The sequence below is a fragment of the Streptomyces sp. WG7 genome (genome assembly GCF_049975785.1).
Taxonomy (GTDB): domain Bacteria; phylum Actinomycetota; class Actinomycetes; order Streptomycetales; family Streptomycetaceae; genus Streptomyces.
Window position 1 is genome coordinate 1 of record NZ_JBNGGE010000066.1, and the last position, 24,436, is coordinate 24,436.

Below are 24,436 nucleotides of genomic sequence, written 5' to 3' on the forward strand. Positions count from 1 at the left end.
GCGCGCCCCCCGGTGGCGCCCGCGGGGGGGGCCCCCCCCGGGGCCGCGCCCCCCGCCCCGGGGGGGGGGCGTGGGGGGGGGGGGGGGGGCCGCGGGGGGCCCCCCCCCCCCCGCCCCCGCCCCCGGCCGCCCTCCCCGTGGGCGGCACGCTGCGGCGTGCGTCTATATGACCAGCGAGAGGAGCAGGACCAGAGCGCCCGCGACCACCGAGATGATCGTCTCCATGACGGACCAGGTCTTGATGGTCTGGCCGACGTCCAGGCCGAAGTACTCCTTCACCAGCCAGAAGCCGGCGTCGTTGACGTGGCTGAAGAACAGCGAGCCGGCGCCGATCGCCAGGACCAGCAGGGCCGCGTGGGTCGTCGACATGTCGGCCGCCAGCGGCGCGACCAGACCGGCCGCCGAGACGGTCGCCACGGTCGCCGAACCGGTCGCCAGCCGGATCGCCACCGCGATCAGCCAGGCCAGCAGCAGCGCCGGGATCGACCAGTCCTCGGAGATCTCCAGGATCATCTGGCCCACGCCGGAGTCGATCAGCGTCTGCTTGAAGCCGCCGCCCGCGCCGACGATCAGGAGGATGCCCGCGATGGGCGCGAGGCCCTTCTCGACCAGGCCCGACAGGCGGTCCTTGCCGAACCCGGCCGGACGCAGCAGCGTGAAGATGCCGACGATCACGGAGGCGAGCAGGGCGATCAGCGGGTTGCCGACCACGTCGAAGGTGCGCTGCACCACGTTCTCCGGGTCGTCGACGATGATGTCGACGAGCGCCTTGGCCAGCATCAGCACGACCGGCAGCAGGATCGTGGCCAGGGTCGCGCCGAAGCCGGGGCGCTTCTCCAGCTCCTCGGAGGCGCGCTGCGGGATCATGCGGTCGGGGGCGGGCACGTCCACCCAGCGGGCCGCGTACTTCGAGAACAGCGGACCGGCGATGATCACCGTCGGGATGGCGATCAGGACACCCAGCGCGAGCGTCACACCGAGGTTCGCGCCCACCGCGTCGATCGCGACCAGCGGGCCGGGGTGCGGCGGGACCAGACCGTGCATCACGGACAGGCCGGCCAGCGCCGGGATGCCGATGCGCATCAGGGAGTAGTTGCCGCGCTTGGCGACCATCAGGACGACCGGGATCAGCAGGACGATGCCGACCTCGAAGAACAGCGGCAGTCCGATGACGGAGGCGATCAGCACCATCGTCCACGGCATCGAACGCGGGCTCGCCTTGGCGAGGATGGTGTCCACGATCTGGTCGGCGCCGCCGGAGTCGGCGAGCATCTTGCCGAGGATCGCACCGAGGGCGATCAGGACGCCGACGCCCGCGACGGTGGAGCCGAGTCCGCTGGTGAAGCTGGTGATGACCTTGTCCAGCGGCGCTCCGGCGAACGCGCCGAGAGCCAGTGACCCGATGGTCAGCGACAGGAAGGCATGCAGCTTGAACTTGGTGATGAGCAGGACGATGACGGCGATGCCCAGGAGCACGGCGATGCCCAGCTGGGCATGGCCGGCCGAGGTGATGGGCTCGGCGGTGTCCGCTGCCAGCATCTCGACGCTGAGTCTGGTCACGGTGGTTCCCTTGCGGTGATGGGGGGTCGGGGGAGGGCGGGGCCGTGTCCGCGGGTGGCGGCACGACCCCGGGGAGGGTGTGGGGGTGCGGCGGGGGGCTACCCGATCGGCCCGGGGAGGTCCTTCAGGGCGTTCGCGGCCCGTTCGGTGATCTCCTCCGGCGTGCCGGCGACGTCCACCGCGACTCCCGCCTCGTCCGGCTCCAGCGGCTGGAGCGTGGCGAACTGGGAGTCGAGCAGGGCCGTCGGCATGAAGTGCCCCTGCCGGTGCGACATCCGGTCCTCGATCAGCTCGCGGCTGCCCGAGAGGTGCACGAAGACGACACCGGGAGCGGCGGCCCGCAGCCGGTCGCGGTACGACCGCTTCAGCGCCGAACTGCTCACCACCCCGCCGAGCCCCGCCCGCCCGTGCGCCCAGCTGCCGATGGCGTCCAGCCAGGGCCAGCGGTCCTCGTCGGTGAGCGGGGTGCCGGCCGTCATCTTGGCGATGTTGGCCGGCGGGTGGAAGTCGTCGCCCTCGGCGTAGGGAACGCCGAGCCGGGCCGCGAGCAGGGGGCCGATGGTGGTCTTCCCGGTGCCCGCTACGCCCATGACCACGACGACGTGGGGGGTATGCAGTTGCTGCATCGCACTCTCGCTGTCTGCTGTCTTCGTCGACACGTGATGTCGACGTAACTGAAACCCATTAGGTACGACAAATTCAAGAGCCTGTGACGTATAAGTCTGACTTTTTGTTCCCGTAACCCGCCCCGTACGCTGAGTGCATGAGCACACCGGGTCGAGGGCTGCACGGCCGCGTACTGGACACCCTCGGCCCCGCGATCACGGCGGGCGAGTACCCTGCGGGCAGCGTTCTGCGCACGGACGAGCTGGCACAGCGTTTCGAGGTGTCGCGCTCCGTGATGCGGGAGGCGGTCCGGGTGCTGGAGTCCATGCACCTGGTCGAGTCACGCCGCCGGGTGGGCGTGACCGTCCTGCCCGAGTGCGAGTGGAACGTCTACGACCCGCAGGTCATCCGCTGGCGCCTGGCCGGCGCCGAACGCCCGCGGCAACTGCGCTCCCTGACCGTGCTGCGGTCGGCCGTCGAACCGGTGGCGGCGGGGCTGGCGGCGCGGCTCGCCACGCCGGAGCAGTGCGCCGAACTGACCGAGTGCGCGCTCGGCATGGTCGCCAACTCCAGCGGCCACCGACTGGAGCAGTACCTCTTCCACGACGTGGCCTTCCACCGCGTCATCCTGACCGCCTCCGGCAACGAGATGTTCGCCCGCCTCGGCGGCGTCGTCGCCGAGGTCCTGGCCGGCCGCACCCATCACGACGTGATGTTCGAGGACCCCGACCCGGCCGCCGTCACCCTGCACGTCCAGGTCGCCGAGGCGGTCCGCGCGCGGGACGCCGAGCGCGCCGAGCGGCTGACCCGGGAGATCACGGTGGGGGCGCTGCAGGAACTGGACATCCTGGCGCCGTAGCGCGCGGACGGGGGCCTGGGCGGGGCTCTACGCGAGGAACTCCCCGTCGACATACACCCACGCCCCGCCGACCCGCTCGAACCGGCTCCGCTCGTGCAGCGAACCGCCGCGGTAGGACGCCCGGAACGTCACGGTCCCGGTGGAGTGGAAGGCGGACCCGCCGGTCGTGTCCAGGACCTCCAGACCGGTCCACCGCATCCCGGGGTCGAGATCGAGGCGCTCGGGGCGCGTCCTCGGATGCCACGTCCGCAGCAGATAGCCCGCGTCCAGACGCCCGAAGGCGCTGTAACGCGAGCGCATGAGGGCCTCGGCGGTGGGTGCGGAGGCTTCCCCCGCGTGGAAAAGGCCGCAGCACTTCTCGTACGGGTCGGGCAGCCCGCACGGGCAGGAACGAGTTGGCATGGCGGCCATTCTGCCCGGTCGGCGCCGAGCCTCGACGGAAACACCGAAGGCCCCTTGATGATCAAGGAGCCTTCGGTGATCTCACTGGTGTCCGAGGGGGGACTTGAACCCCCACGCCCGATAAAGGGCACTAGCACCTCAAGCTAGCGCGTCTGCCATTCCGCCACCCGGACAAGGTGTCTGTCGTGCGGGTTTTCCCCGCGGCGACGACGTAAACATTACCAGGCTTTCCGGGGTGGCCGATCACCCCCGCCTTGGGCGGGGACGGCCGGAGGGGGAGGATGAGAGGGACCCACCAGCAGCGACAGCGGGAGGAAGCACGTGAGCGACTCGGGCACGGCCAGGAGCGTCACCGGCGAGGACGAGGTCGTCGACCTCTGCCGCGAGCTGATCCGGATCGACACCAGCAACTACGGCGACCACTCGGGCCCCGGCGAGCGCAAGGCGGCCGAGTACGTCGCCGAGAAGCTCGCCGAGGTGGGACTCGAACCGCAGATCTTCGAGTCCCACCCCGGACGCGCCTCCACGGTGGCCCGGATCGAGGGCGAGGACCCGTCCCGGCCCGCGCTGCTCATCCACGGCCACACCGACGTCGTCCCGGCCAACGCGGACGACTGGACCCACCACCCCTTCTCCGGCGAGATCGCGGACGGATGCGTGTGGGGGCGCGGCGCGGTCGACATGAAGGACATGGACGCGATGACCCTCGCGGTCGTGCGCGACCGGCTGCGCACCGGCCGCAAGCCCCCGCGCGACATCGTGCTCGCGTTCCTCGCGGACGAGGAGGCCGGCGGCACGTACGGCGCCAAGCACCTGGTGCGCGAGCACCCGGAACTGTTCGAGGGCGTCAGCGAGGCGATCGGCGAGGTCGGCGGGTTCTCCTTCACGGTCAACGAGAAGCTGCGGCTCTACCTCGTCGAGACCGCCGAGAAGGGCATGCACTGGATGCGGCTCACCGTCGACGGCACGGCCGGGCACGGCTCGATGACCAACGACGACAACGCGATCACCGAACTGTGCGAGGCGGTGGCGAGGCTCGGCCGGCACAAGTGGCCGGTCAGGGTCACCAAGACCGTACGGGCCTTCCTGGACGAACTGTCCGACGCGCTCGGCACCGAACTCGACCCCGAGAACATGGAGGAGACCCTCGCCAAGCTGGGCGGCATCGCCCGGATGATCGGGACGACCCTGCGCAACTCGGCGGCGCCCACCCAGCTCGGCGCCGGCTACAAGGTCAACGTCATCCCCGGCCAGGCCACCGCGCACGTCGACGGGCGCTTCCTGCCCGGCTACGAGGAGGAGTTCCTCGCCGACCTCGACCGCATCCTCGGCCCGCGCGTGCGGCGCGAGGACGTGCACGCCGACAAGGCGCTGGAGACCGACTTCGACGGCCGGCTCGTCGACGCCATGCAGACGGCCCTGCGCGCCGAGGACCCGATCGCGCGGGCGGTGCCCTACATGCTCTCCGGCGGCACCGACGCCAAGTCCTTCGACGACCTCGGCATCCGCTGCTTCGGCTTCGCGCCGCTCAAGCTGCCGCCGGAGCTGGACTTCGCGGGCATGTTCCACGGGGTGGACGAGCGGGTGCCGGTGGAGGGACTGCAGTTCGGCGTGCGGGTGCTCGACCGCTTCATCGACGCGTCCTGACGCACCCGCTCAGACGTGACTTCCGCACGCGACGGTAATTCGGCCGCGCGTGCGGGGGGCGACCGGGACGAGTGAATGCATTCATAAGCTCGTAGCCTCATTAGTTCCTCCTCGTTACAGGTGATGCGATCAGCAAGCTGGGATCGCGCTTGCCAACTAGGAGGAATAATGCTCAAGAAGGTCGTCGCCGTCGCGGCTGCCACCGGTGGTCTGGTTCTCGCGGGCGCGGGCATGGCCGCCGCTGACTCCGGTGCCCAGGGTGCCGCCGTGCACTCGCCCGGTGTCCTCTCCGGCAACGTCGTTCAGGCGCCCATCCACGTTCCGGTGAACGTCTGCGGCAACACGGTCTCCGTGATCGGTCTGCTGAACCCCGCCTTCGGCAACGTCTGCATCAACAAGTGACGTTGCGCCTCGCCTCATGAGGGTCTGAGTCCGGCGGCCCCGGAGCGCACGCCATGCGCTCCGGGGCCGTCGGCCTTTGGAAGACCTCCGGGGCTGGAGGCCGACGGCGGCGTCGGAATATTCGGCACTCTCGCTACTACGCGACTTCTCGCTACTACGCGACTTCTCGGTGCCACGGCACTTCTCGGTACCACGGGACCAGGGCAAGGCAGGGATTCAGAAAATGCGACATGGCACCCGCAAGGGCCTGATGACGATGGCGGCGGCCACCGGCGTGTTCGCCGCCGCGGGCGGCACCGCCCACGCGGACTCGGGGGCGTACGGCTCGAGTTCGGGTTCGCCCGGCGTACTGTCCGGCAACACGGTGCAGGCGCCGGTGCATGTGCCGGTGAACGTCTGCGGCAACACGGTCGACGTCATCGGCGTCCTCAACCCGGCGATGGGCAACTCGTGCGCCAACCAGGGCGGCGGTACGTCCGACGGGTACGGCGACTCCGGCGGCCGGCCCGGCTCGGACGGGGGCTCGCACGCCGACGGGCACGCCACCGACTCACCCGGCGTCGCCTCCGGCAACCACGTCGAGGCACCGATCCACGTGCCGGTGAACGTGTGCGGCAACAGCGTCGACGTCGTCGGCGCCCTCAACCCGGCCACCGGCAACGACTGCGGCAACGGGGGTGGCGGGAATCACACCACTCCGCCCGACGGCGACCACGAGACTCCTCCCGGGGAGCCGGGCGATCCCGGGGAGCCGGGCAGCCCCGGGGACCCCGAGGCCCCGGGTGAGCCCGGAACCCCGGACAGCCCGCCCGACTCGGGCGACGAGGCACCGGGCGACTCCTCGGACGTCAGCGGGCCGGACACCCAGACCGTCGACCAGCCCCGGGGAGACGCGCAGCTCGCCGAGACCGGCAGTGGCCTGCCGCTCGGCCTCGCCCTGCCGGTGGGCGCGGGCGCGCTGCTCGCGGGCACGGTGCTCTACCGCAAGGCGCGCGCCTCGGCGTGACGCGGACCCGGCACGCACAGCGGGCCCCGCACCGGCGGGGCCCGCTCCGTCTCCGTCGCCCGCGCGCGGCCGGGCGCGGTCACCGGCTCACCAGGTGGCGCGTACCTGGCGGATGATCCGCCGCCGCAGCCGCACCTTGCGGCTGCCGTCGCGCAGCAGGCTCAGGCGGTACAACTCCCAGTGTCCGTACTCGGCGTGGTCGGTCAGCAGACGTGTCGTCTCCTTGCGGGAAACCCCGCGCGGCACGTACACGTCGACAAATTCGTATTCCGGCATCGCATCTATTGTGCGGGCTGGGGCCCGGTACGGATAGCGTCTGCACTATGTCTGATGCTGCGCAGCCCACCGCTGCCGAGGTACGCGCCGCCGCCGAGGCGGTCAAGACCGCGCTCGACCGCCACCTGGCCGCGGTCGAACGCCGGTCGGGGGAGGACGACCCGGCCGTCTACGACGCGTTCAACCAGCTGGCCGCGGCCGCGGAGGCGTACGACGAACTGCTCTACGACCGCTACGACGAGGTCACCCCCTTCGAGATCCCCGGCGCGGACGACTCGCTGCCGCCGTACACGGGCCCCGAGGAGCCCAACGCGCTGAGCGTGCTCATCCGCCGTGACTACGCCGTGGCCGAGCCGCAGCGGCTCATGGCCCAGGCCCGGCGGATCGAGGCGGCGGACGACGAGGGGGCGGGCGTGGAGGCCTCCGGCACGGTCCACGGGGCGCTCGGCCTCCTGTTCGGCGAGTTCGAGGCGGACGAGATCGCCTCCCGGCACAAGGAGTTCGGTCTGGAGGAGGGGGACTCCACGCTCTGGGTGACGGCCGCGGACGAGGCCCCCGATCCCGGCGAGTGGCTGGAGGCCCCGTTCGAGCAGGTCGATCCGCAACGGGTGGTCTGCCGCTTCGACGTCAGCGCGGTGTTCGACGACGAATTCGACGACGGCCTCGACGACGAGGAGGACGACGATGAGGCCGGCGACGCCGAGGTGGAGGAGTCGGCGGAGGACCTCGACACGGACCTGGACGAGGACGCGGACGGCGACCTGGACACGGACGAGGACGACGACGAGGACGACGACGGTGAACCGGTGCGGGTGGAGGCGGATCGCTGAGCACCGGGAGCCGGGACGGACCGGACGGCGGATCCGGCCGGCCTGACGGCATGACGCCGGCGGCCACGGGGGCGACCCTGTGGCCGCCGGCGTCGCGTCTGCCCGGGACGGCAGGGTGCGGCCGTCCGGCGATGTCTTTCGGCGACGTGGCCGATGGACGTGGCCGGGCGCGCGCCCGGGGTCAGCCCTCCGAGGGGACCTGCGGCCGGAGCAGCACCGGCAGCCGGGTCGTGCGCGGCTTCGCCGGCACCTCGGCCACGGCCCGGGGCAGTGTCTGCTCCACGCCGTGCACCACGGACAGATGGCGGGCGGCCCGGCTGAACGCCGTGTAGACCCAGGGCCGGCTGAGCGCCTGCGCGGCATCGCCGGGCAGAACCACGACCACCGCGGGCCACCGGCCGCCCACCGCCTGGTGCGCGGTCAGTGCCCATCCGTGCCGTACGGACCGCTCCACCCGCTCCTTCGGCACGACGATGGCCTCGCCCGCGCACGACAGGTGCAGTCCGTCGGCGTCGGCCTTCACCACCCGGCCCGGCACCACCCGGCCCGGTGCGGGGGAGTAGGCGACACGGTCGCCCGGGTCGAAACCGCCGAAGCGGCCGGGGCCGGGGTTCAGCCGCTCCTTCAGCGCCGCGTTGAGCGCCCGCGTGCCCGCCGCGCCGCCGTGGCCCGGGGTGATGACCTGGGTCTCCTCGGTGGGGACGCCGATCGCGCGCGGCACCGAGTCCGCGACGAGCTGGACGGTGCGGTGCACGGCCTCGCCGGCGTCCCGCACCGGCACGATCACGACCTCCTTGCCGGGTGCCTCCACCTGGCCCAGCTCGCCGATGCCGATACCGGAGACCAGTTCGCCGAGCGGGCCGGGGTCCGGCCGCCGCGAGGCGATCTGGGGGCAGACCCGTGCCGCCAGCAGGTCCGCGAAGATCCGCCCGGGGCCCACGGACCACAGCACCGCCGGATCCCCGGCGAGCACCAGCCGGGCCCCGTCCGGCAGCGACTCCGCGAGCAGGGCGCCCGCCTCGACGTCCAGCTGCGGCGCGTCGAGCACGACGAGCAGGTCGAGGTCCAGCGCACCGTCCGCGTCCCGGCCCGGCCCCTCGGCCCCGGTCAGCAGCCCGGCCACGGTGACGGCGGCCGGACCGGCCGGTACGGCCCCGCCCGGGACGGTGGAGTCCGGGGGCCGTGGCGCGGACGGCGGGTCGCCCAGCAGTGCGGCGAAGCGGTCGCGGCCGAGCGGTCCGTGCGCGGCCGCCCAGGCGCGCAGGCCCAGGGCGTGCGCGGCGTGCAGCAGGGCCGCGGGTTCGGCCAGGGAGGCCTCCCCGCCGGTGTGCAGGACCAGGCCGTGGTCCGCGACGGCGCGGATCAGGTCGGCGGTGGAACCCTGCGCCGAGGCGGCGGCCTGCTCCCAGTCCGCCGCCCGGCCGTGCTCCTTCGGCACCGAGTTGACCAGCCGGGCCAGACCGTCGGCGAGGCTCTCCTCGGCGAGCGCGTACCGCTCCAGACCGACCAGGACCCGCACCGGGCGTTCCTCGCCTTCGTCCGCCCCCGCCTCCTCCGCCCCGCCGGTCGCTTCCGTCGGGTTCGTCGGGTTCGTCGCGGTGCCCGGGCGGGCGCCGGTCTCCTCCAGGGCGTCCTGGAAGGCCAGCGCCTCTCCCTCCGCGAGCGTGCTCTGCACGGCGGCGTCGGGGTCCGGCACGCCCCGCTGGGCCAGCGTGGCCGTGAGCCGGGGCAGCTCCAGGGCCGTGTGCCCGGCCAGGGCCGCCTGCTCCAGCAGCCACACCGTGATCGCACGGCCGCGGCGCTCGTCGTCCGGGCCGCACGCCGCGCCGAGCAGTGCCCGGGCGAACCCGTCGGCCTGTTCCGGCCGTACTCCGCCGACCCGGAGCAACTGCCAGGGGTCCGCGCGCAGTGCGTCCGCCGCCTCCTCGCCGAGGAGCGCGGCGGTCTGCGGTGCGAGCGCCTCGGGGGCGCCGCCCTCGGCCAGTACGCGCCGTACGGCCTGGACGACCTCCGGCGGGGGTCCCGCGGGCCCGGAGGCCGGCTCCGCCGGCACCGGCCGGGGCCGGCGCACCGGCTCCGGCGCGGCGCGGCGCGGCGCGGGCTCCGGGGCGCCGAAGACCGTGGCCGCGGGCTTCTCGCCGCTCTCCACGGCCCGCACGGCGGCGAGGAGATCGGCCGCCGTCCCGCTGAGCTTGGCCCCGGCGTCGATCGGCGCCTGCTTCTCGGCCTTCCGCCGCTCGATCCGCTCCCGCACGAGCCGCTGAGCGGCCAGCTCGGCCTCGGCCTCGGACACCTGCCCCGCCGCGCCGTCACCGTCCGGCTGGCCCGTCGTGCTGTCGCCGTCCGGCTGGCCCGCCGCGTCGTCGTCCGCGCTGTCGCCGTCCGGCTGCCCCGCCGCGCCGTCGTCATCCGCGCCGTCATCGTCCGGCTGCCTGGTCGGCGCCTCGTTCCCGGCGCCGTCGGGTGCGGGCCCGGGCTCCGGGGCTGCCCCGGTGGCCCGGCCGCCGCCCGCGGCCTCCCCGGCGGCCGCCTCGTCGGCGTCGCCGGGCGCCTGCTCCTGCCCGGCGGCCCCGGTGTCGGAGGCTCCGGTGCCGGCCGGTGCCTCGACGTCGGCCCCGTTCGCGGTGCCCGCGGTCTCCGGCCCGGCGTCCGCGGCGTCCGCGGTGTCCGCGGTGTCCGCGGTGTCCGCGACGTCCTCAGAGGCGGGCTCGGGCTCCGTGCTCACAGCGTGCTCCAGTCGTGATCGGGATAGCGGTGCACGGGCGCCGACACGTCGTCGAGAGCCCGGCAGATCTCGTCAGGAAGACTAAGGGTCTCCACTGACAACGCCGCCGTGAGCTGCCGAGCGTTGCGCGCGCCGACGATCGGGGCGACCACGCCGGGCCGGTCGCGGACCCAGGCCAGCGCCACCTGGAGCGGGGTCACCGCGAGCCCGTCCGCCGCCGTCGCCACCGCGTCCACGATGTGGCCGGCGGTGTCGTCGAGGTAGGGCGCGACGAACGGGGCCAGATGCTCCGAGGCGCCGCGCGAGTCGGACGGTGTCGCGTCCCCGCGGTACTTGCCGGTGAGGACCCCCCGGCCCAGCGGCGAGGAGGGCAGCAGGCCGATGCCCAGGTCCAGGGCGGCCGGCAGCACCTCGCGTTCGATGCCGCGCTGGAGCAGGGAGTACTCCATCTGCGTGCTCGCCAGCCGGTTCCGTACGGCCGGCGCCGCCAGCTGCCAGGTCGCCGCCTTGGCCAGCTGCCAGCCGCAGAAGTTGGAGGCCCCCGCGTACCGGGCACGGCCGCTGCTCACCGCGACGTCCAGGGCGTGCAGCGTCTCCTCCAGCGGCGTGTGCGGGTCGTAGGCGTGCAGGTGCCACACGTCGACGTGGTCCGTGCCGAGGCGGGCCAGCGAGGCGTCCAGCGCGGAGAGCAGGTGGGCCCGTGAACCGTCGAAGCGGCGGTCGGGATCCGGCACGCTGCCCGCCTTGGTCGAGATCACCAGGTCCCGGCGCGGCACCAGCCCTTCCATGAGCCGTCCGAGCAGGTACTCGGCCTCCCCGTCGCCGTACACGTCCGCCGTGTCGACGAGGGTGCCGCCCGCTTCCCAGAAGGTCTTCAAGAGGTCCGCGGCGTCGTGCTCGTCCGTGTCCCGGCCCCAGGTCAGGGTGCCGAGACCGATGCGGGACACGCGCAGGCCGGTGCGGCCGAGATGCCTCTGCTCCATGAACGCCGACATTACTGGCCACGGCTTGCGCCGTGGGGGCCTGTGGACAACCGATTTCGCGCGCTAAGGTCGGGCCACCAGCCACGTTACTGATCGGTAAGGGGAATCGGCCATGCAGCTCGGGATCAACCTCGGCTACTGGGGTGCCGGAATGGACGCGGACAACCTGGCCGTAGCCCAGGAGGCCGACCGGCTCGGCTACGCCGTCTGCTGGGCCGCCGAGGCCTACGGCTCCGACGCGGCCACCGTGCTCACCTGGGTCGCCGCCCAGACCGAGCGCATCGACGTGGGTTCGGCCATCTTCCAGATCCCGGCCCGCCAGCCCGCGATGACCGCGATGACGGCCGCCACCCTGGACTCCCTCTCGAAGGGCCGATTCCGCCTCGGCCTCGGCGTGTCCGGCCCGCAGGTCTCCGAGGGCTGGTACGGCGTCAAGTTCGACAAGCCGCTCGCCCGCACCCGCGAGTACGTCGAGATCGTGCGCAGGGCGATGACCCGGGAGCGGCTGTCGTACGAGGGGCAGCACTGGACGCTGCCCCTGCCCGGCGGCCCCGGCAAGCCGATCAAGCTGACCGTGCACCCGCAGCGCGAGCACATCCCGCTGTACATCGCCGCGATCGGCCCGAAGAACCTGGAGCAGACCGGCGAGATCGCCGACGGCGCCCTGCTGATCTTCCCGTCCGCCGACCACCTGGAGGACACCGCGGTCCGGCACCTGCGCGCCGGGCGGGAGAAGGCCGGGAAGACCCTCGACGGCTTCGACGTCTGCCCGACCCTGCCGCTCGCCCTCGGCGACGACAAGGACGTCGCCGCGCTCGCCGACACCTTCCGCCCCTACACCGCGCTCTACGTCGGCGGCATGGGCAGCCGCAAGCAGAACTTCTACAACCAGCTCGCCCAGCGCATGGGCTACGAGGCGGCGGCCGCCGAGATCCAGGACAAGTACCTGTCCGGCGACAAGGAGGGCGCCGCCGCGGCCGTACCGCACGAGCTGATCGACCGGACCACCCTGCTCGGCTCCGTGGACCGCATCGCGGACCGGATGAAGGCCTACGCCGCCGCCGGCGTCACCACGCTGACGCTCGCCCCCGCCGGCTTCACCCTGGACGAGCGGATCGCCGCGCTCCGCGCCGGCACCGAGGCCCTGGAGCGCGCCGGACTGGCGTAGCGACGCAGGAGCGACCCGGGAAAGTTCTGCGGCCGTGGTGGGGGCTCGGGGGTCTTCCCCGCCACGGCCGTCACGGGGAACAACGCGCCCGCGTGCCCGTGGTTACGCCTCCTCGTGTTCCCGGCCGTCCTTCTTTTGGCTGAGTTGCCCGCCGCACCTGTTGCCGCCTCTCCGCTCCCGCACTTGACTCGTTCTTTGCGGAGTCTGCGGAACCTGCGAAACCCTGCACAGGCAGAGAGGTGCCACCGATGCTTTCGGCCAAGAGTCTGTTCCAGGAGATCCTCGACAACGACGAGTCGTTCCGTCTCTTCTGCTCCATCGCGGCCAGTGGGGAGACGCAGGGAGGCTGGGAGAACGCGCGCATCGCGGCGCTGGTACCCGAGAGCGAGCGCGCCCTCGCCCCCAAGATCACCCGGCACGGCGCCGACGAGGACAAGCACGGGCGGATCTTCAACGCCCTGCTGAAGAAGCGCGGCCTCGAACCCGTCGAAGTGCCGCCCGAGACCGACTACACCATGCTCCTGGAACGGCACGGCATCGGCCTCGCCCACGAGAAGCTCAAGGCCGACGAGCCGCTCACGGTGCGGGACGTCATCACCTACCTCGCGCACAGCAGGGTCACCGAGCAGCGCGCGGCCGAGCAGATGGCGATGCTCCTCACGTACTTCGCGGACCACCCGGACCTGGGCCGGGCCGTCCGGATGATCTCGGCCGACGAGGACAACCACCTCGCGTACTCCCACGAGGAACTGCTCCGCTTCGCCGCCGCCGGGCACGGCCGGTACATCCAGCGGACGCTGCGCGAGTGCGCGCTCGCCGAGATCCGCGTCCACCGGGACGTCAGCCTCGCCGTGATGGCCCGCATGGGGAGCCTCCTCGGCTGGTCGCGCGCCAGGTCGGCGATGCTCGCGGCGGGCATCCACGCGGCGTACGCCTACGAGCGGCTGGCCGGCTGGCGCCGCATGGTGACGCTGCGGACACCCGAACGGCGCGACGCGCTCGGCGGACCCGCCACCGCGGCACCGGAGGTCGCCTGACCGTCCCGCACTCCCTCAGAGCCAGCCCCGCCGCTTGAACAGCCGGAACAGCATCACCTCCAGCACGGCCATCACCGCGATCACCGCCGGATAACCCCATACCCAGCGCAGTTCCGGCATGTGCTCGAAGTTCATGCCGTAGATCCCCGCGACCATCGTGGGGACCGCTGCCATGGCCGCCCACGCGGAGATCTTCCGCATGTCGTCGTTCTGCCGGACGCTCGTCTGTGCCAGATGCGCCGAAAGGATGTCCGAGACGAGTCGGTCCAGACCCTCCACCGACTCGTTCACCCGCGTGAGGTGGTCGCTCACGTCCCGGAAGAACGGCCGCGCCCTGTCGTTCACGAACGGCACCCTGCCGCCGAACACCCCGGTCCCGGCCAGCCTGGCCAGCGGCGGCGCCAGCGGCCCGGTCGCCCGGCGGAACTCCAGGACCTGCCGCTTGAAGGTGTAGATCCGGGACGCCGTGCGCCGGGAGCCGCCGCCGTCCGGTGAGAAGACCTCGGCCTCCAGCTCCTCCAGGTCGTTCTGCAGCTCGACCGCCACGTCCAGGTAGTGGTCGACGGCGGCGTCCGCGATCGCGTACAGGACCGCGGTGGGGCCCTTGCCGAGCAGCTCGGGCTCGTGCTCCAGGCGCTGCCGTACAGCCCGCAGCGGGGCGCCCTCGCCGTGCCGGACCACGACCACGAACGCGTCACCCAGGAAGATCATGAGCTCGTCGGTGGAGACGGCGTCGCTTTCCGGCTCGTACACCACCGGCTTGAGGACGGCGAAGAGCGAGTCCTCGTAGACCTCCAGCTTGGGCCGCTGGTGCGCCTTCAGGGCGTCCTCCACCGCCAGCGGATGCAGCCCGAACTCCTGCGTGACCAGGTCGAACTCGTCCTCGGTCGGCTCGTGCAGCCCGATCCAGACGAAGCCGCCCGCCGTCCGCGCCTCGCCGAGCGCGTCGGAGAGGTCCTCGGGTCCGTCCGTGCGGCGCCCGTCCCGGTAGATGGCACAGTCGACGATCACCGAACGTGTTCTCCCTTCACCCCGGCGCCCGAGCACCGTGCCCTACGCCTACCCTGTCCGCATGCCCACGCTGATCCTGGTCAGGCACGGACGTTCCACCGCCAACACCGAGGGGCTGCTCGCCGGCTGGACGCCCGGCGTCGCCCTCGACGAACGCGGCGCCGCACAGGCCGCCGCGCTGCCCGGACGGCTCGCCGGCCTGCCGCTCTCCGAGGTCGTCACCAGCCCGCTGCAGCGCTGCCAGGAGACGATCCGGCCCCTGCTCGACGCCCGGCCCGAACTGCGGGCGCACACCGACGAACGGATCGGGGAGTGCCACTACGGCGACTGGTCCGGCCGCAAGCTCGCGGAACTCAAGGACGAGCCGCTCATGGAGGTCGTCCAGGCGCACCCCTCCGCCGCGGCCTTCCCCGGCGGCGAGTCCATGCGCGCCATGCAGACCCGCGCCGCCGAGGCGGTGCGCGAGTGGAACGCGCGCGTGGAGCGCGACCACGGCCCCGACGCCGTCTACCTCGTGTGCTCCCACGGCGACATCATCAAGTCCCTCGTCGCCGACGCACTCGGCCTCCACCTCGACCTCTTCCAGCGGATCTCCGTCGAGCCCTGTTCCGTCACCGCGATCCGCTACACCCGGCTGCGCCCGTTCCTCGTCCGCCTCGGGGACACCGGTGACTTCGCCTCCCTGGTCCCGCACGAGGAGCCCCCGGGCGACCAGGCCCCCGTCGGTGGTGGTGCGGGCGCACCGTGATCGTCGGCCGCAGTAGGGTGAAGCCGTCGCAGCAGTCCCCCTCGACTTCCCGCCTTCTCGCTTTCCCCGACTTCCATGGAGACAGGACGTGTCCCGTCAGGTGTTCCTCTACGACCAACCGGAACGTTTCGTGGCCGGTACGGTCGGACTGCCCGGGCGCCGTACGTTCTTCCTCCAGGCCATCGCCGGCTCCCGGGTGACCAGCGTGGCCCTGGAGAAGACCCAGGTCGCCGCCCTCGCCGAGCGCATGGACGAACTCCTCGACGAGGTCGTACGGCGCAGCGGCGGGAGCACCGTCGTCCCCGCCATGGCGCCCACCGAGCCCGCCGACACCGCCCCGCTGGACACCCCCGTCGAGGAGGAGTTCAGGGTCGGCACCATGGCGCTGGCCTGGGACGGCGAGGAACAGCGCATGATCGTCGAGGCGCAGGCCCTCGTGGAGCTCGACGCCGAGTCCGAGGAGGACTTGGCGGAAGCCGAGGAGCGGCTCCTCCAGGACGAGGAGAACGGCCCCCCGATGCTGCGGGTCCGCCTCACCGGCGCGCAGGCCAGGGCCTTCGCCAAGCGCGCCCTCGACGTCGTCAACGCCGGGCGGCCGCCGTGCCCGCTGTGCAGCCTCCCGCTCGACCCGGAAGGACACGTATGTCCGCGCCAGAACGGATACCGCCGCGGAGCGTGACCACCGAAGCGGCGACCGCCGAGTTGCTCGCCCAGGGTGAACTGACCGTGCGCGGACGCATCCGGGACGCCTCCAACGCGGCGCTGTACTGCACGGTCACGCACGAGGGACGCGAGGCGGCCTGCGTCTACAAGCCGGTCGCGGGGGAGCGGCCCCTGTGGGACTTCCCCGACGGCAACCTCGCCCGGCGCGAGGTCGCCGCCTACGAGGTCTCCGAGGCGACCGGCTGGGGCCTGGTACCGCCCACCGTGCTGCGCGACGGGCCGTACGGCGAGGGCATGTGCCAGCTGTGGATCGAGGCGGTGCCGGACACGGAGCTGCTCGCCCTGGTCGAGGACGAGGAGCCGGGCCCCGGCTGGAAGGCGATCGCCCTCGCCGACGTCGGGGAAGGCCGCACCGCGCTGCTCGTGCACGCCGACGACGAGCGGCTGCGACGGCTCGCCGTGCTGGACGCCGTGATCAACAACGCCGACCGCAAGGGCGGCCATCTGCTGCCCGCGGACGAGGAGCGGCTGTACGGCATCGACCACGGGGTGGCCTTCCACGCCGAGAACAAGCTGCGCACCCTGCTCTGGGGCTGGGCGGGCGATCCGCTCACCGGGGAGGCCCTGGCCGTGCTCGACACGCTCAGGGAGGCGCTGGAGGACGGCGGGACCCTGGCGACCCGGCTCGGCGCACTGATCACCCCCGTCGAACTCGGTGCCACGCGCGCGCGGGTCGAGGCCCTGCTGGCCTCCGGGAAGCACCCGGAGCCGAGCGGGGAGTGGCCGGCCATCCCCTGGCCGCCGGTGTAGGCACCGCCCACGGCCCGGCCGGCACAACGGCCGGCGCCTCGCAAGAGCGCCTTACCGGCCATCCGGACCGATCCGGTTCGTGTACGGAACATCCGTCCGGTTAGGCTCATGACATGCATGCCTGGCCCGCTTCCGAGGTCCCCGCCCTGCCTGGTCAGGGTCGCGACCTGAGGATCCACGACACCGCGACCGGAGGCCTGGTCACTCTCGACCCCGGTCCCGTCGCCCGCATCTATGTCTGCGGCATCACGCCGTACGACGCCACCCACATGGGGCACGCGGCGACCTACAACGCGTTCGACCTCGTGCAACGCGTGTGGCTCGACACCAAGCGGCAGGTCCACTACGTCCAGAACGTCACCGACGTCGACGACCCGCTGCTGGAGCGGGCCGAGCGGGACGGCGTCGACTGGACCGCCCTCGCCGAGAAGGAGACCGCCCTCTTCCGCGAGGACATGACGGCGCTGCGGATGCTGCCGCCGCGGCACTACATAGGCGCCGTGGAGGCCATACCCGGCATCGTCCCGCTCGTCGAGCGGCTGCGGGACGCGGGTGCGGCGTACGAGCTCGAGGGTGACATCTACTTCTCCGTCGAGTCCGACCCCCACTTCGGCGGTGTCTCCCACCTCGACGCCGCCGCCATGCGGCTGCTCTCCGCCGAGCGGGGCGGTGACCCGGACCGGCCGGGCAAGAAGAACCCGCTCGACCCGATGCTGTGGATGGCGGCCCGGGAGGGCGAGCCCAGCTGGGACGGCGGCTCCCTCGGCCGCGGACGCCCCGGCTGGCACATCGAGTGCGTGGCCATCGCCCTCGACCACCTCGGGATGGGCTTCGACGTCCAGGGCGGCGGCTCCGACCTGGCCTTCCCGCACCACGAGATGGGCGCCTCGCACGCCCAGGCGCTCACCGGCGAGTTCCCCATGGCCAAGGCGTACGTGCACGCCGGCATGGTCGGTCTCGACGGCGAGAAGATGTCCAAGTCCAAGGGCAACCTGGTCTTCGTCTCGAAGCTGCGCCGCGACGGCGTCGACCCGGCCGCGATCCGGCTGACGCTGCTCGCCCACCACTACCGCTCCGACTGGGAGTGGACCGACCAGGTGCTCCAGGACGCCCTCGCCCGGCTCGACCGCTGGCGCGCCGCGGTCTCCCGGCCCGACGGCCCGTCCGCCGAGGCGCTCGTCGAGGAGATCCGCACGGCCCTCGCGAACGACCTGGACTCCCCGGCCGCCCTCGAAGCGGTCGACCGCTGGGCCGCCCTCCAGCAGGAGAGCGGCGGCACGGACATCGGTGCGCCCGGTGTGGTGTCCCGCGCGGTCGACGCTCTGCTCGGGGTGGCGCTGTAAGCAGGCGCACACACGGAGAACAGGGGCGCTTCCCGGCGGGAAGCGCCCCTGTTGCCGTCCGTCAGTCCTCCGACGACTCCTCGTCGTCCCCACTCGCCTTCGGCGGCCTCGGCGGACGCGCACGGCCGCTGGGGTTGTCCCGCAGATACGGCGTCCCGGGCTGGCCTTCGCCGCCGTCGGCCGTGGCGTGGCCACCTGGTCCACCCGGCCCACCGGGTCCACCCGGTCCGGAGCCGTCCCGCCGCCGCAGGTACCGCTCGAACTCGCGGGCGATCGCCTCGCCCGACGCCTCCGGCAGCTCCGCGGTGTCCCGGGCCTCCTCCAGCGACTGGACGTACTCGGCGACCTCACTGTCCTCGGCCGCCAGCTGGTCCACACCCACCTGCCAGGCGCGCGCGTCCTCGGGCAGCTCGCCCAGCGGGATGCGCACGTCGATGAGGTCCTCCAGCCGGTTCAGCAGGGCCAGGGTGGCCTTCGGGTTCGGCGGCTGCGACACGTAGTGCGGCACCGCGGCCCACAGCGAAACGGCCGGTACGCCCGCGTGCGTGCACGCTTCCTGGAGGATGCCGACGATGCCCGTGGGCCCCTCGTACTTGGTCTCCTCCAGGTCCATGCGCCGGGCCAGGTCGGCGTCCGACGTGGTGCCGCTGACCGGGACCGGGCGGGTGTGCGGGGTGTCGCCCAGCAGGGCGCCCAGGACGACCACCAGCTCGACGCCCAGCTCGTGGGCGAAGCCCAGCAGTTCGTTGCAGAACGAGCGCCAGCGCATGGACGGCTCGATGCCGCGGACGAGCACGAGGTCGCGCGGTTTGTCGCCGCCGACCCGGATCACCGACAGCCTCGTCGTCGGCCACGTGATCTTGCGGACGCCCGCTTCCATGAACACCGTGGGGCGGTTGACCTGGAAGTCGTAGTAGTCCTCGGCGTCCAGCGCCGCGAACACCTCGCCCTTCCACTCCCGGTCGAGATGTGCGACCGCGGTGGAGGCGGCGTCGCCGGCGTCGTTCCAGCCCTCGAACGCGGCCACCATGACCGGGTCGACCAGCTCGGGAACCCCCTCGAGCTCGATCACCCAGCGCCTCCTTCCGACGTGCCCTCGCGTCCCCCCCCAACCTTACGGCGTGCCGAGGGGCCGCCCGCAGCCCCCTTGCACGGGGGAGTGACCGCATCACTGCCCCGTTACCGGCGGCCGGACACCCGCCGCCACCACCGGATCGGAGCCGGACCGGAGCCGGATCAGAGGGTGGAGCGCAGCCACTGCTCCACGGACGCGATGTGCACCGTCGCCCAGGAGCGTGCCGCCTCCGCGTCCCGGTCGCGCAGCGCGGCGAGGATCGCGCGGTGCTCGTGCAGGGTGCGGCTGACCGCGTCCTCCTGGGTGAGGCCGCGCCAGACGCGGGCCCGGGTGGTGGGACCGGACAGACCGTCGAGGAGGGAGCAGAGCACCGAGTTGCCCGAGGCCCCCACGATGCCCCGGTGGAACTCCAGGTCGCAGGCGACCAGCTCCTCCACCGACGGTTCGGTGCCGAGGACGTCCAGCCGGGCACCGAGCGCGTCGAGCTCCCGGTCACTGATCCGGGAGGCCGCCAGCGCGGTCGCGGCCGGCTCCAGGATGCGGCGCACGGCGAGGAACTCCAGCACCGTGTCGTCTCGGTGGAAGTCGACGACGAAGCCGATGGCCTCCAGCAGGAGCTGCGGATCCAGGCTCGTGACATAGGTCCCGTCGCCCTGGCGCACGTCCAGGATCCGGATCAGGGACAGGGCGCGTACGGCCTCCCGCAGCGAGTTGCGGGACAGGCCGAGGCCGGCGGCGAGCTCGCTCTCCTTGGGCAGTCGGTCGCCGGGCCGCAGCGCGCCGGAGACGATCATGCCCTTGATCTTCTCGATCGCCTCGTCGGTGACCGCCACGGCCGACCTCCCTGTGCTTCAAAGCGTGCTCAGACATCCGATGTCTCACGCCATTATGGAGGCGGCGCCGCCTGAAAAGCACGCGCGGGAGGCGGTGGCTCCCCGGCACGGAGCCACCGCCTCCCGCTGGACCGGTGCCCGGCCCCGCCTCCGGTCCTACTTCTTGTCGAGCAGGTCCTGGACCTTGGCGCGGACGTCTTCCGTGGCCAGGCCGCGGATCGTCAGCGTCGTCCGCCGGCGCAGCACGTCGTCCTGCGTCTCGGCCCACTCGTGGTCCCGGGCCCACACGACCTGTGCCCAGATCTCCGGGGCGTCGGGGTGGACACGCTCGGCCAGCTCCGGGTTGTCGTTGGCCAGACGCGCGATGTCGAAGGCCAGCGAGCCGTAGTGCGTGGCCAGGTGCCTGGCGGTGTCCGCCGCCATCCGCGGGCCGGGCGCCGGGCCGTCCACCAGCAGCCGGTGCGCGACCGCGCGCGGGTTGGCGACGCCCGGCAGCGGCAGCTTCTTCGGCAGCGACGCGATCGGCTCGAAGTCGTCGCCCAGCGGGTGGCCCGGCAGCGCCTCCAGCTTCTTCATGACCGTACGGCCGATGTGACGGAAGGTGGTCCACTTGCCGCCCGCGACGGACAGCATGCCGCCCCGGCCCTCGCTGACGACCGTCTCGCGCTTGGCCTTCGCGGTGTCACCGGGGCCGCCCGGCAGCACGCGCAGACCCGCGAAGGAGTACGTGATCAGGTCCCGGTCGAGCTGCTGGTCGCGGATGGAGAAGGCGGCCTCGTCGAGGATCTGGGCTATGTCCTTCTCGTTGACCGCGACGTCCGCCGGGTCGCCCTCGAACTCCTCGTCGGTCGTGCCGAGCAGCAGCATGTCCTCCCAGGGGAGGGCGAAGGTGATGCGGTACTTGTCGATCGGGGTGGCCAGCGCGGCCTTCCAGGGCGCGGTGCGCTTGAGGACCAGGTGCGCGCCCTTGGACAGGCGGATGGACGGGGCCGCGTTCGGGTCCTCCATGCGCCGCAGGTGGTCGACCCAGGGGCCGGTGGCGTTGAGCACCAGGCGGGCGTTCACCCCGAACTCGTCGCCGGTCAGGCGGTCCTTCAGCTCGGCGCCGGTCACCCGCCCCTTGGTGAAGCGCAGGCCGGTCACCTCGGCGTGGTTGAGGACGACCGCGCCCGACTCGGCCGCCGCGCGGACGGTCATCAGCGCCATGCGGGCGTCGTTCATCTGGTCGTCGCCGTACACGGCCACGGCCTTGAGGTTGTCGGTGCGCAGCTCCGGCACGTCCTGCGCGGCCTTGGCCGGGGAGAGCAGGTGGCCGACGCCGTCACCGAAGGCGGACAGCGCCGAGTACGCGAACACACCGGCACCCAGCTTCGCCGCGCCGTGCGGCCCGCCCTTGTACACGGGGAGGTAGAAGGTGAGCGGGTTCGCCAGGTGGGGGGCCACCTGGCGGGAGACCGCACGGCGCTCGAAGTGGTTCTCCGCCACCAGCTTCACCGCGCCGGTCTGCAGGTAGCGCAGTCCGCCGTGGAGCAGCTTGGAGGAGGCGGAGGAGGTGGCGCCGGCGAAGTCGCCGGCGTCGACCACGGCCACCCTGAGGCCGGACTGCGCGGCGTGCCAGGCGGTGGAGATGCCCAGGATGCCGCCGCCGATCACGAGAAGGTCGTACGACGCCTTGGAGAGCTGCTCCCGGGTCTCGGCCCGGCTCGGGTTCGAGCCGGAGGCCGGGTGCGTCCCCAGGGCAGGCACGGACTGCAGGGTGGACTGAGTGGTCATTGCGGTTCTTACTCCTCGTCCTCGAGCCAGCCCATGGTCCGCTCGACGGCCTTGAGCCAGCTCTTGTACTCACGGTCGCGGATCTCCGCGTCCATGCGGGGGGTCCACTCGGCGGCCCGTCGCCAGTTGGCGCGCAGGTCGTCGGTGCTGTTCCAGAAGCCGACGGCGAGGCCGGCGGCGTAGGCGGCGCCGAGGCAGGTGGTCTCGGCGACCATCGGGCGCACCACCGGGGCGTCCACGAAGTCGGCGAGGGTCTGCATCAGCAGGTTGTTGGAGGTCATGCCGCCGTCGACCTTGAGGGCGGTCAGCTCCACACCGGAGTCCTTCGTCATGGCGTCCGCGATCTCCCGCGTCTGCCAGGCGGTGGCCTCCAGGACGGCGCGCGCGAGGTGCGCCTTGGTGACGTACCGGGTCAGGCCGGCGATCACACCGCGGGCGTCGGAGCGCCAGTACGGGGCGAACAGGCCGGAGAAGGCCGGGACGAAGTAGGCGCCGCCGTTGTCCTCGACCTGCATCGCCAGGGTCTCGATCTCGGCGGCGGTGGAGATCAGGCCCATCTGGTCGCGCATCCACTGCACCAGCGAGCCGGTGACGGCGATCGACCCCTCGAGGGCGTAGACCGTGTCCTGGTCGCCGATCTTGTAGCCGACCGTGGTCAGCAGGCCCGAGTAGGAGTTGATGAGCTTGTCACCGGTGTTCATCACCATGAAGGTGCCGGTGCCGTACGTCGACTTGGTCTCGCCCTCGGAGAAGCAGGTCTGGCCGAACAGGGCCGCCTGCTGGTCGCCGAGCGCTGAGGCGACCGGGACACCGCCGAGCAGCTCGCCCAGTCTGCCGCCCTTGATCTCGCCGTAGACCTCGGCGGAGGAGCGGATCTCGGGGAGCATCTGCGTCGGCACGCCGATGGACTCGGCGATCCTGGCGTCCCACTGCATGGTGTGCAGGTTCATCAGCATGGTGCGGGAGGCGTTGGTGACGTCGGTGACGTGCTTGCCGCCGTTCACCCCGCCGGTCAGGTTCCAGATGACCCAGGTGTCCATGGTGCCGAAGAGCAGGTCGCCCGCCTCGGCGCGCTCGCGCAGGCCGTCGACGTTGTCGAGCAGCCAGCGGGCCTTGGGGCCGGCGAAGTAGGAGGCGAGGGGGAGGCCGGTCTCGCGGCGGAAGCGGTCCTGGCCGACGTTGCGGCCCAGCTCGCGGCAGAGGGCGTCGGTACGGGTGTCCTGCCAGACGATGGCGTTGTGGACGGGCTCACCGGTGTTCTTGTCCCAGACCAGCGTGGTCTCGCGCTGGTTGGTGATGCCGATGGCCTTGATGTCGTCGCGGGTGATGCCGGCCTTCTCGATGGCCCCGGCGACGACCTCCTGGACGTTGGTCCAGATCTCGGCGGCGTTGTGCTCGACCCACCCGGGCTTGGGGAAGATCTGCTCGTGCTCCTTCTGGTCGACGGAAACGATGCGTCCGTCGCGGTCGAAGACGATGCAGCGGGAGGAGGTCGTGCCCTGGTCGATCGCGGCGATGAAGGGTCCGGCGGTGTGAGCGTCGGTCACTGTGTGCTCCTGGGGTTCCGTGGTGTGGGGCCGGTGCGTACGGCGCGTGTTCTGCGGCTCGATGATGGCCGAGCGGAAGGCCGCTCAGGCGAACGCGACGTTGTAGACACCTCCGGCGATCGCGCCGCCGATCAGCGGACCGACGACCGGGACCCAGGCGTAGGACCAGTCGGAGCCGCCCTTGTTCGGCAGGGGCAGCAGGGCGTGCACGATGCGCGGACCGAGGTCGCGGACCGGGTTGATCGCGTAGCCCGTGGGGCCGCCGAGGGACAGGCCGATCGAGACCACCACGAACGAGGTGATCAGGGCGCCCAGGGTGCCGAGGCCGTTGCCCGCGTCGTTCAGGCCCTGGGTCAGGATGGCGAGCAGCAGGACGAAGGTGCCGATGATCTCGGTGGCGAGGTTCTGGACCGTGTGCCGGATCTCCGGGCCGGTGGAGAAGACGCCCAGGACGGGGCCGGCGCCCTTCTCCTGGGCCTCGACGGCCTTGGCCGTGGTGTCCCGCGCGTCAGGGCCGCCGACGATCTCCGGGTCGGTCAGGTGGGCCTGGAACTGGCCGTAGTAGGCGACCCAGACCAGGACGGCACCGATCATGGCGCCGAGGATCTGCCCGGCGAAGTAGGTGGGGACGTTGCCCCACTCGCCGTCCTTGATCGCGATGCCGATCGTCACGGCCGGGTTGAGGTGGGCGCCGGAGAGCGGGGTGGAGATGTACGCCGCCGTCATGACGGCGAAGCCCCACCCGAGGGCGATGGCGACCCAGCCGGCGTTGCGCGCCTTGGAGGCCTTGAGCGTCACGGCGGCGCAGACACCGCCGCCGAGCAGGATGAGTATGGCGGTACCGATGGTCTCGCCGATGAAGATGTCGGAGCTGGACACCCGCGACTCCTTTGTCCTTCGTCCAGGGAAAGCCGAACCCCCGGGTCCCTCCGGGTGTTCCGGCGCTCTCGGTGTGAGAGCGGTGGCGGCCCTTGGCGTTGTCACACTCTAACGCGTATTGCCGGTAGGTGTTCGACAATGCCGACCGATGGACGCGAGTCTCGTCTCGGCGTCAGCCGTGCGTCAAGAGTTCTGTTATCGAAAACACGATCGTTATTGATCGTCATGGACTATCGGTCCCCGGGAACGGGGT

23 protein-coding genes and 1 tRNA gene are annotated in these 24,436 nt (G+C 72.3%); 11 read left to right on the forward strand and 13 right to left on the reverse strand.

What is annotated here, in order from left to right; translation table 11 throughout:
• Positions 1 to 162: 162 nt before the first annotated feature.
• Together ACP4J0_RS35410 and ACP4J0_RS35415 are read right to left on the reverse strand one after the other, a co-directional pair.
• Positions 163 to 1,560 carry a GntP family permease gene (locus tag ACP4J0_RS35410; RefSeq protein ID WP_426603083.1) on the reverse strand — a complete coding sequence of 466 codons (1,398 nt, stop codon included), beginning with the start codon at positions 1,558 to 1,560 and terminating at the stop codon, positions 163 to 165.
• 98 nt (positions 1,561 to 1,658) lie between these two features.
• A complete protein-coding gene (locus tag ACP4J0_RS35415; protein ID WP_426603085.1) occupies positions 1,659 to 2,186 on the reverse strand; it encodes a gluconokinase in 528 nt (175 codons plus the stop codon).
• A gap of 137 nt (positions 2,187 to 2,323) precedes the next feature.
• On the opposite strand from ACP4J0_RS35415, the gene ACP4J0_RS35420 reads away from it, so the two are divergent.
• Complete coding sequence (locus ACP4J0_RS35420; RefSeq protein WP_426603087.1) at positions 2,324 to 3,025, forward strand: FadR/GntR family transcriptional regulator; 702 nt, start codon at positions 2,324 to 2,326, stop codon at positions 3,023 to 3,025.
• 27 nt (positions 3,026 to 3,052) lie between these two features.
• Here the strand turns inward: ACP4J0_RS35420 and ACP4J0_RS35425 are convergent, their stop codons facing one another.
• Together ACP4J0_RS35425 and ACP4J0_RS35430 are read right to left on the reverse strand one after the other, a co-directional pair.
• Positions 3,053 to 3,436: a YchJ family protein gene (locus ACP4J0_RS35425; protein ID WP_426603089.1), complete on the reverse strand. Its 384-nt coding sequence runs from the start codon at positions 3,434 to 3,436 to the stop codon at positions 3,053 to 3,055.
• A 76-nt stretch (positions 3,437 to 3,512) separates the two neighbouring features.
• Positions 3,513 to 3,600: transfer RNA gene (locus ACP4J0_RS35430), tRNA-Leu, on the reverse strand.
• 148 nt (positions 3,601 to 3,748) lie between these two features.
• On the opposite strand from ACP4J0_RS35430, the gene ACP4J0_RS35435 reads away from it, so the two are divergent.
• From ACP4J0_RS35435 to ACP4J0_RS35445, 3 genes are all read left to right on the forward strand, one after another.
• The gene (locus tag ACP4J0_RS35435; RefSeq protein WP_073730969.1) at positions 3,749 to 5,074 is read left to right on the forward strand and encodes a M20/M25/M40 family metallo-hydrolase; all 1,326 of its coding nucleotides are present in this window, start codon (positions 3,749 to 3,751) and stop codon (positions 5,072 to 5,074) included.
• A 168-nt stretch (positions 5,075 to 5,242) separates the two neighbouring features.
• Positions 5,243 to 5,476 carry a chaplin ChpH gene (gene chpH, locus ACP4J0_RS35440; RefSeq protein ID WP_398135266.1) on the forward strand — a complete coding sequence of 78 codons (234 nt, stop codon included), beginning with the start codon at positions 5,243 to 5,245 and terminating at the stop codon, positions 5,474 to 5,476.
• A 223-nt stretch (positions 5,477 to 5,699) separates the two neighbouring features.
• Complete coding sequence (locus ACP4J0_RS35445) at positions 5,700 to 6,482, forward strand: chaplin family protein (protein ID WP_426603092.1); 783 nt, start codon at positions 5,700 to 5,702, stop codon at positions 6,480 to 6,482.
• A gap of 87 nt (positions 6,483 to 6,569) precedes the next feature.
• On the opposite strand, the gene ACP4J0_RS35450 is transcribed toward ACP4J0_RS35445, so the two are convergent.
• A complete protein-coding gene (locus ACP4J0_RS35450; protein ID WP_161163089.1) occupies positions 6,570 to 6,758 on the reverse strand; it encodes a DUF5703 family protein in 189 nt (62 codons plus the stop codon).
• Positions 6,759 to 6,805: 47 nt separating this feature from the next.
• Between ACP4J0_RS35450 and ACP4J0_RS35455 the strand changes: the two genes are divergently transcribed.
• On the forward strand, positions 6,806 to 7,588 hold the full coding sequence (locus ACP4J0_RS35455; RefSeq protein ID WP_426603094.1) for a hypothetical protein: 783 nt from the start codon (positions 6,806 to 6,808) through the stop codon (positions 7,586 to 7,588).
• A 181-nt stretch (positions 7,589 to 7,769) separates the two neighbouring features.
• Here the strand turns inward: ACP4J0_RS35455 and ACP4J0_RS35460 are convergent, their stop codons facing one another.
• Entirely contained in the window at positions 7,770 to 10,313 is a 2,544-nt protein-coding gene (locus ACP4J0_RS35460; protein WP_426603096.1) for an ATP-binding domain-containing protein, read from the reverse strand.
• The gene (locus tag ACP4J0_RS35465) at positions 10,310 to 11,296 is read right to left on the reverse strand and encodes an aldo/keto reductase (RefSeq protein ID WP_426603098.1); all 987 of its coding nucleotides are present in this window, start codon (positions 11,294 to 11,296) and stop codon (positions 10,310 to 10,312) included. The genes ACP4J0_RS35460 and ACP4J0_RS35465 overlap by 4 nt, the downstream gene beginning before the upstream one ends.
• Before the next feature lie 112 nt (positions 11,297 to 11,408).
• Here ACP4J0_RS35465 and ACP4J0_RS35470 point away from each other — a divergent pair, with 112 nt between their 5' ends.
• Both ACP4J0_RS35470 and ACP4J0_RS35475 read left to right on the forward strand, forming a co-directional pair.
• A complete protein-coding gene (locus ACP4J0_RS35470) occupies positions 11,409 to 12,464 on the forward strand; it encodes an LLM class F420-dependent oxidoreductase (protein ID WP_426603100.1) in 1,056 nt (351 codons plus the stop codon).
• Between the two features lie 248 nt (positions 12,465 to 12,712).
• On the forward strand, positions 12,713 to 13,501 hold the full coding sequence (locus ACP4J0_RS35475; RefSeq protein WP_426603102.1) for a ferritin-like domain-containing protein: 789 nt from the start codon (positions 12,713 to 12,715) through the stop codon (positions 13,499 to 13,501).
• Between the two features lie 15 nt (positions 13,502 to 13,516).
• On the opposite strand, the gene corA is transcribed toward ACP4J0_RS35475, so the two are convergent.
• Positions 13,517 to 14,512: a magnesium/cobalt transporter CorA gene (gene corA, locus ACP4J0_RS35480; RefSeq protein ID WP_426603104.1), complete on the reverse strand. Its 996-nt coding sequence runs from the start codon at positions 14,510 to 14,512 to the stop codon at positions 13,517 to 13,519.
• 61 nt (positions 14,513 to 14,573) lie between these two features.
• Between corA and ACP4J0_RS35485 the strand changes: the two genes are divergently transcribed.
• From ACP4J0_RS35485 to mshC, 4 genes are all read left to right on the forward strand, one after another.
• A complete protein-coding gene (locus ACP4J0_RS35485) occupies positions 14,574 to 15,260 on the forward strand; it encodes a histidine phosphatase family protein (protein WP_426603106.1) in 687 nt (228 codons plus the stop codon).
• A gap of 88 nt (positions 15,261 to 15,348) precedes the next feature.
• On the forward strand, positions 15,349 to 15,939 hold the full coding sequence (locus tag ACP4J0_RS35490; protein WP_426603108.1) for a DUF3090 domain-containing protein: 591 nt from the start codon (positions 15,349 to 15,351) through the stop codon (positions 15,937 to 15,939).
• On the forward strand, positions 15,903 to 16,733 hold the full coding sequence (locus tag ACP4J0_RS35495) for an SCO1664 family protein (RefSeq protein ID WP_426603110.1): 831 nt from the start codon (positions 15,903 to 15,905) through the stop codon (positions 16,731 to 16,733). Before ACP4J0_RS35490 ends, ACP4J0_RS35495 begins: the two co-directional genes overlap by 37 nt.
• 113 nt (positions 16,734 to 16,846) lie before the next feature.
• On the forward strand, positions 16,847 to 18,076 hold the full coding sequence (gene mshC / locus ACP4J0_RS35500) for a cysteine--1-D-myo-inosityl 2-amino-2-deoxy-alpha-D-glucopyranoside ligase (protein ID WP_426603112.1): 1,230 nt from the start codon (positions 16,847 to 16,849) through the stop codon (positions 18,074 to 18,076).
• Positions 18,077 to 18,137: 61 nt separating this feature from the next.
• Here mshC and parJ read toward each other — a convergent pair whose 3' ends face one another.
• The 5 genes from parJ to ACP4J0_RS35525 all read right to left on the reverse strand — a co-directional run bounded on the left by parJ (position 18,138) and on the right by ACP4J0_RS35525 (position 24,183).
• Positions 18,138 to 19,148 (reverse strand): filament polymerization regulator ParJ, encoded by a 1,011-nt coding sequence (parJ, locus tag ACP4J0_RS35505; RefSeq protein WP_426603114.1) that lies wholly within the window; start codon positions 19,146 to 19,148, stop codon positions 18,138 to 18,140.
• A 164-nt stretch (positions 19,149 to 19,312) separates the two neighbouring features.
• Positions 19,313 to 19,984: a FadR/GntR family transcriptional regulator gene (locus ACP4J0_RS35510; RefSeq protein ID WP_426603116.1), complete on the reverse strand. Its 672-nt coding sequence runs from the start codon at positions 19,982 to 19,984 to the stop codon at positions 19,313 to 19,315.
• 156 nt (positions 19,985 to 20,140) lie between these two features.
• Positions 20,141 to 21,757: an FAD-dependent oxidoreductase gene (locus tag ACP4J0_RS35515; RefSeq protein ID WP_426603118.1), complete on the reverse strand. Its 1,617-nt coding sequence runs from the start codon at positions 21,755 to 21,757 to the stop codon at positions 20,141 to 20,143.
• Positions 21,758 to 21,765: 8 nt separating this feature from the next.
• A complete protein-coding gene (glpK, locus tag ACP4J0_RS35520) occupies positions 21,766 to 23,304 on the reverse strand; it encodes a glycerol kinase GlpK (RefSeq protein ID WP_426603120.1) in 1,539 nt (512 codons plus the stop codon).
• A gap of 84 nt (positions 23,305 to 23,388) precedes the next feature.
• The gene (locus tag ACP4J0_RS35525) at positions 23,389 to 24,183 is read right to left on the reverse strand and encodes an MIP/aquaporin family protein (RefSeq protein WP_426603122.1); all 795 of its coding nucleotides are present in this window, start codon (positions 24,181 to 24,183) and stop codon (positions 23,389 to 23,391) included.
• Positions 24,184 to 24,436: the final 253 nt, after the last annotated feature.

Bases quoted from the DNA above. Each gene is read 5' to 3' on its own strand.
- ACP4J0_RS35465 (WP_426603098.1), bottom strand. From the start codon at position 11,296: ATGGAGCAGAGGCATCTCGGCCGCACCGGCCTGCGCGTGTCCCGCATC.
- ACP4J0_RS35450 (WP_161163089.1), bottom strand. From the start codon at position 6,758: ATGCCGGAATACGAATTTGTCGACGTGTACGTGCCGCGCGGGGTTTCC.
- ACP4J0_RS35445 (WP_426603092.1), top strand. From the start codon at position 5,700: ATGCGACATGGCACCCGCAAGGGCCTGATGACGATGGCGGCGGCCACC.
- ACP4J0_RS35415 (WP_426603085.1), bottom strand. From the start codon at position 2,186: ATGCAGCAACTGCATACCCCCCACGTCGTCGTGGTCATGGGCGTAGCG.
- ACP4J0_RS35425 (WP_426603089.1), bottom strand. From the start codon at position 3,436: ATGGCCGCCATGCCAACTCGTTCCTGCCCGTGCGGGCTGCCCGACCCG.
- ACP4J0_RS35515 (WP_426603118.1), bottom strand. From the start codon at position 21,757: ATGACCACTCAGTCCACCCTGCAGTCCGTGCCTGCCCTGGGGACGCAC.
- ACP4J0_RS35455 (WP_426603094.1), top strand. From the start codon at position 6,806: ATGTCTGATGCTGCGCAGCCCACCGCTGCCGAGGTACGCGCCGCCGCC.
- ACP4J0_RS35475 (WP_426603102.1), top strand. From the start codon at position 12,713: ATGCTTTCGGCCAAGAGTCTGTTCCAGGAGATCCTCGACAACGACGAG.
- mshC (WP_426603112.1), top strand. From the start codon at position 16,847: ATGCATGCCTGGCCCGCTTCCGAGGTCCCCGCCCTGCCTGGTCAGGGT.
- ACP4J0_RS35420 (WP_426603087.1), top strand. From the start codon at position 2,324: ATGAGCACACCGGGTCGAGGGCTGCACGGCCGCGTACTGGACACCCTC.
- ACP4J0_RS35485 (WP_426603106.1), top strand. From the start codon at position 14,574: ATGCCCACGCTGATCCTGGTCAGGCACGGACGTTCCACCGCCAACACC.
- ACP4J0_RS35470 (WP_426603100.1), top strand. From the start codon at position 11,409: ATGCAGCTCGGGATCAACCTCGGCTACTGGGGTGCCGGAATGGACGCG.
- ACP4J0_RS35495 (WP_426603110.1), top strand. From the start codon at position 15,903: ATGTCCGCGCCAGAACGGATACCGCCGCGGAGCGTGACCACCGAAGCG.
- chpH (WP_398135266.1), top strand. From the start codon at position 5,243: ATGCTCAAGAAGGTCGTCGCCGTCGCGGCTGCCACCGGTGGTCTGGTT.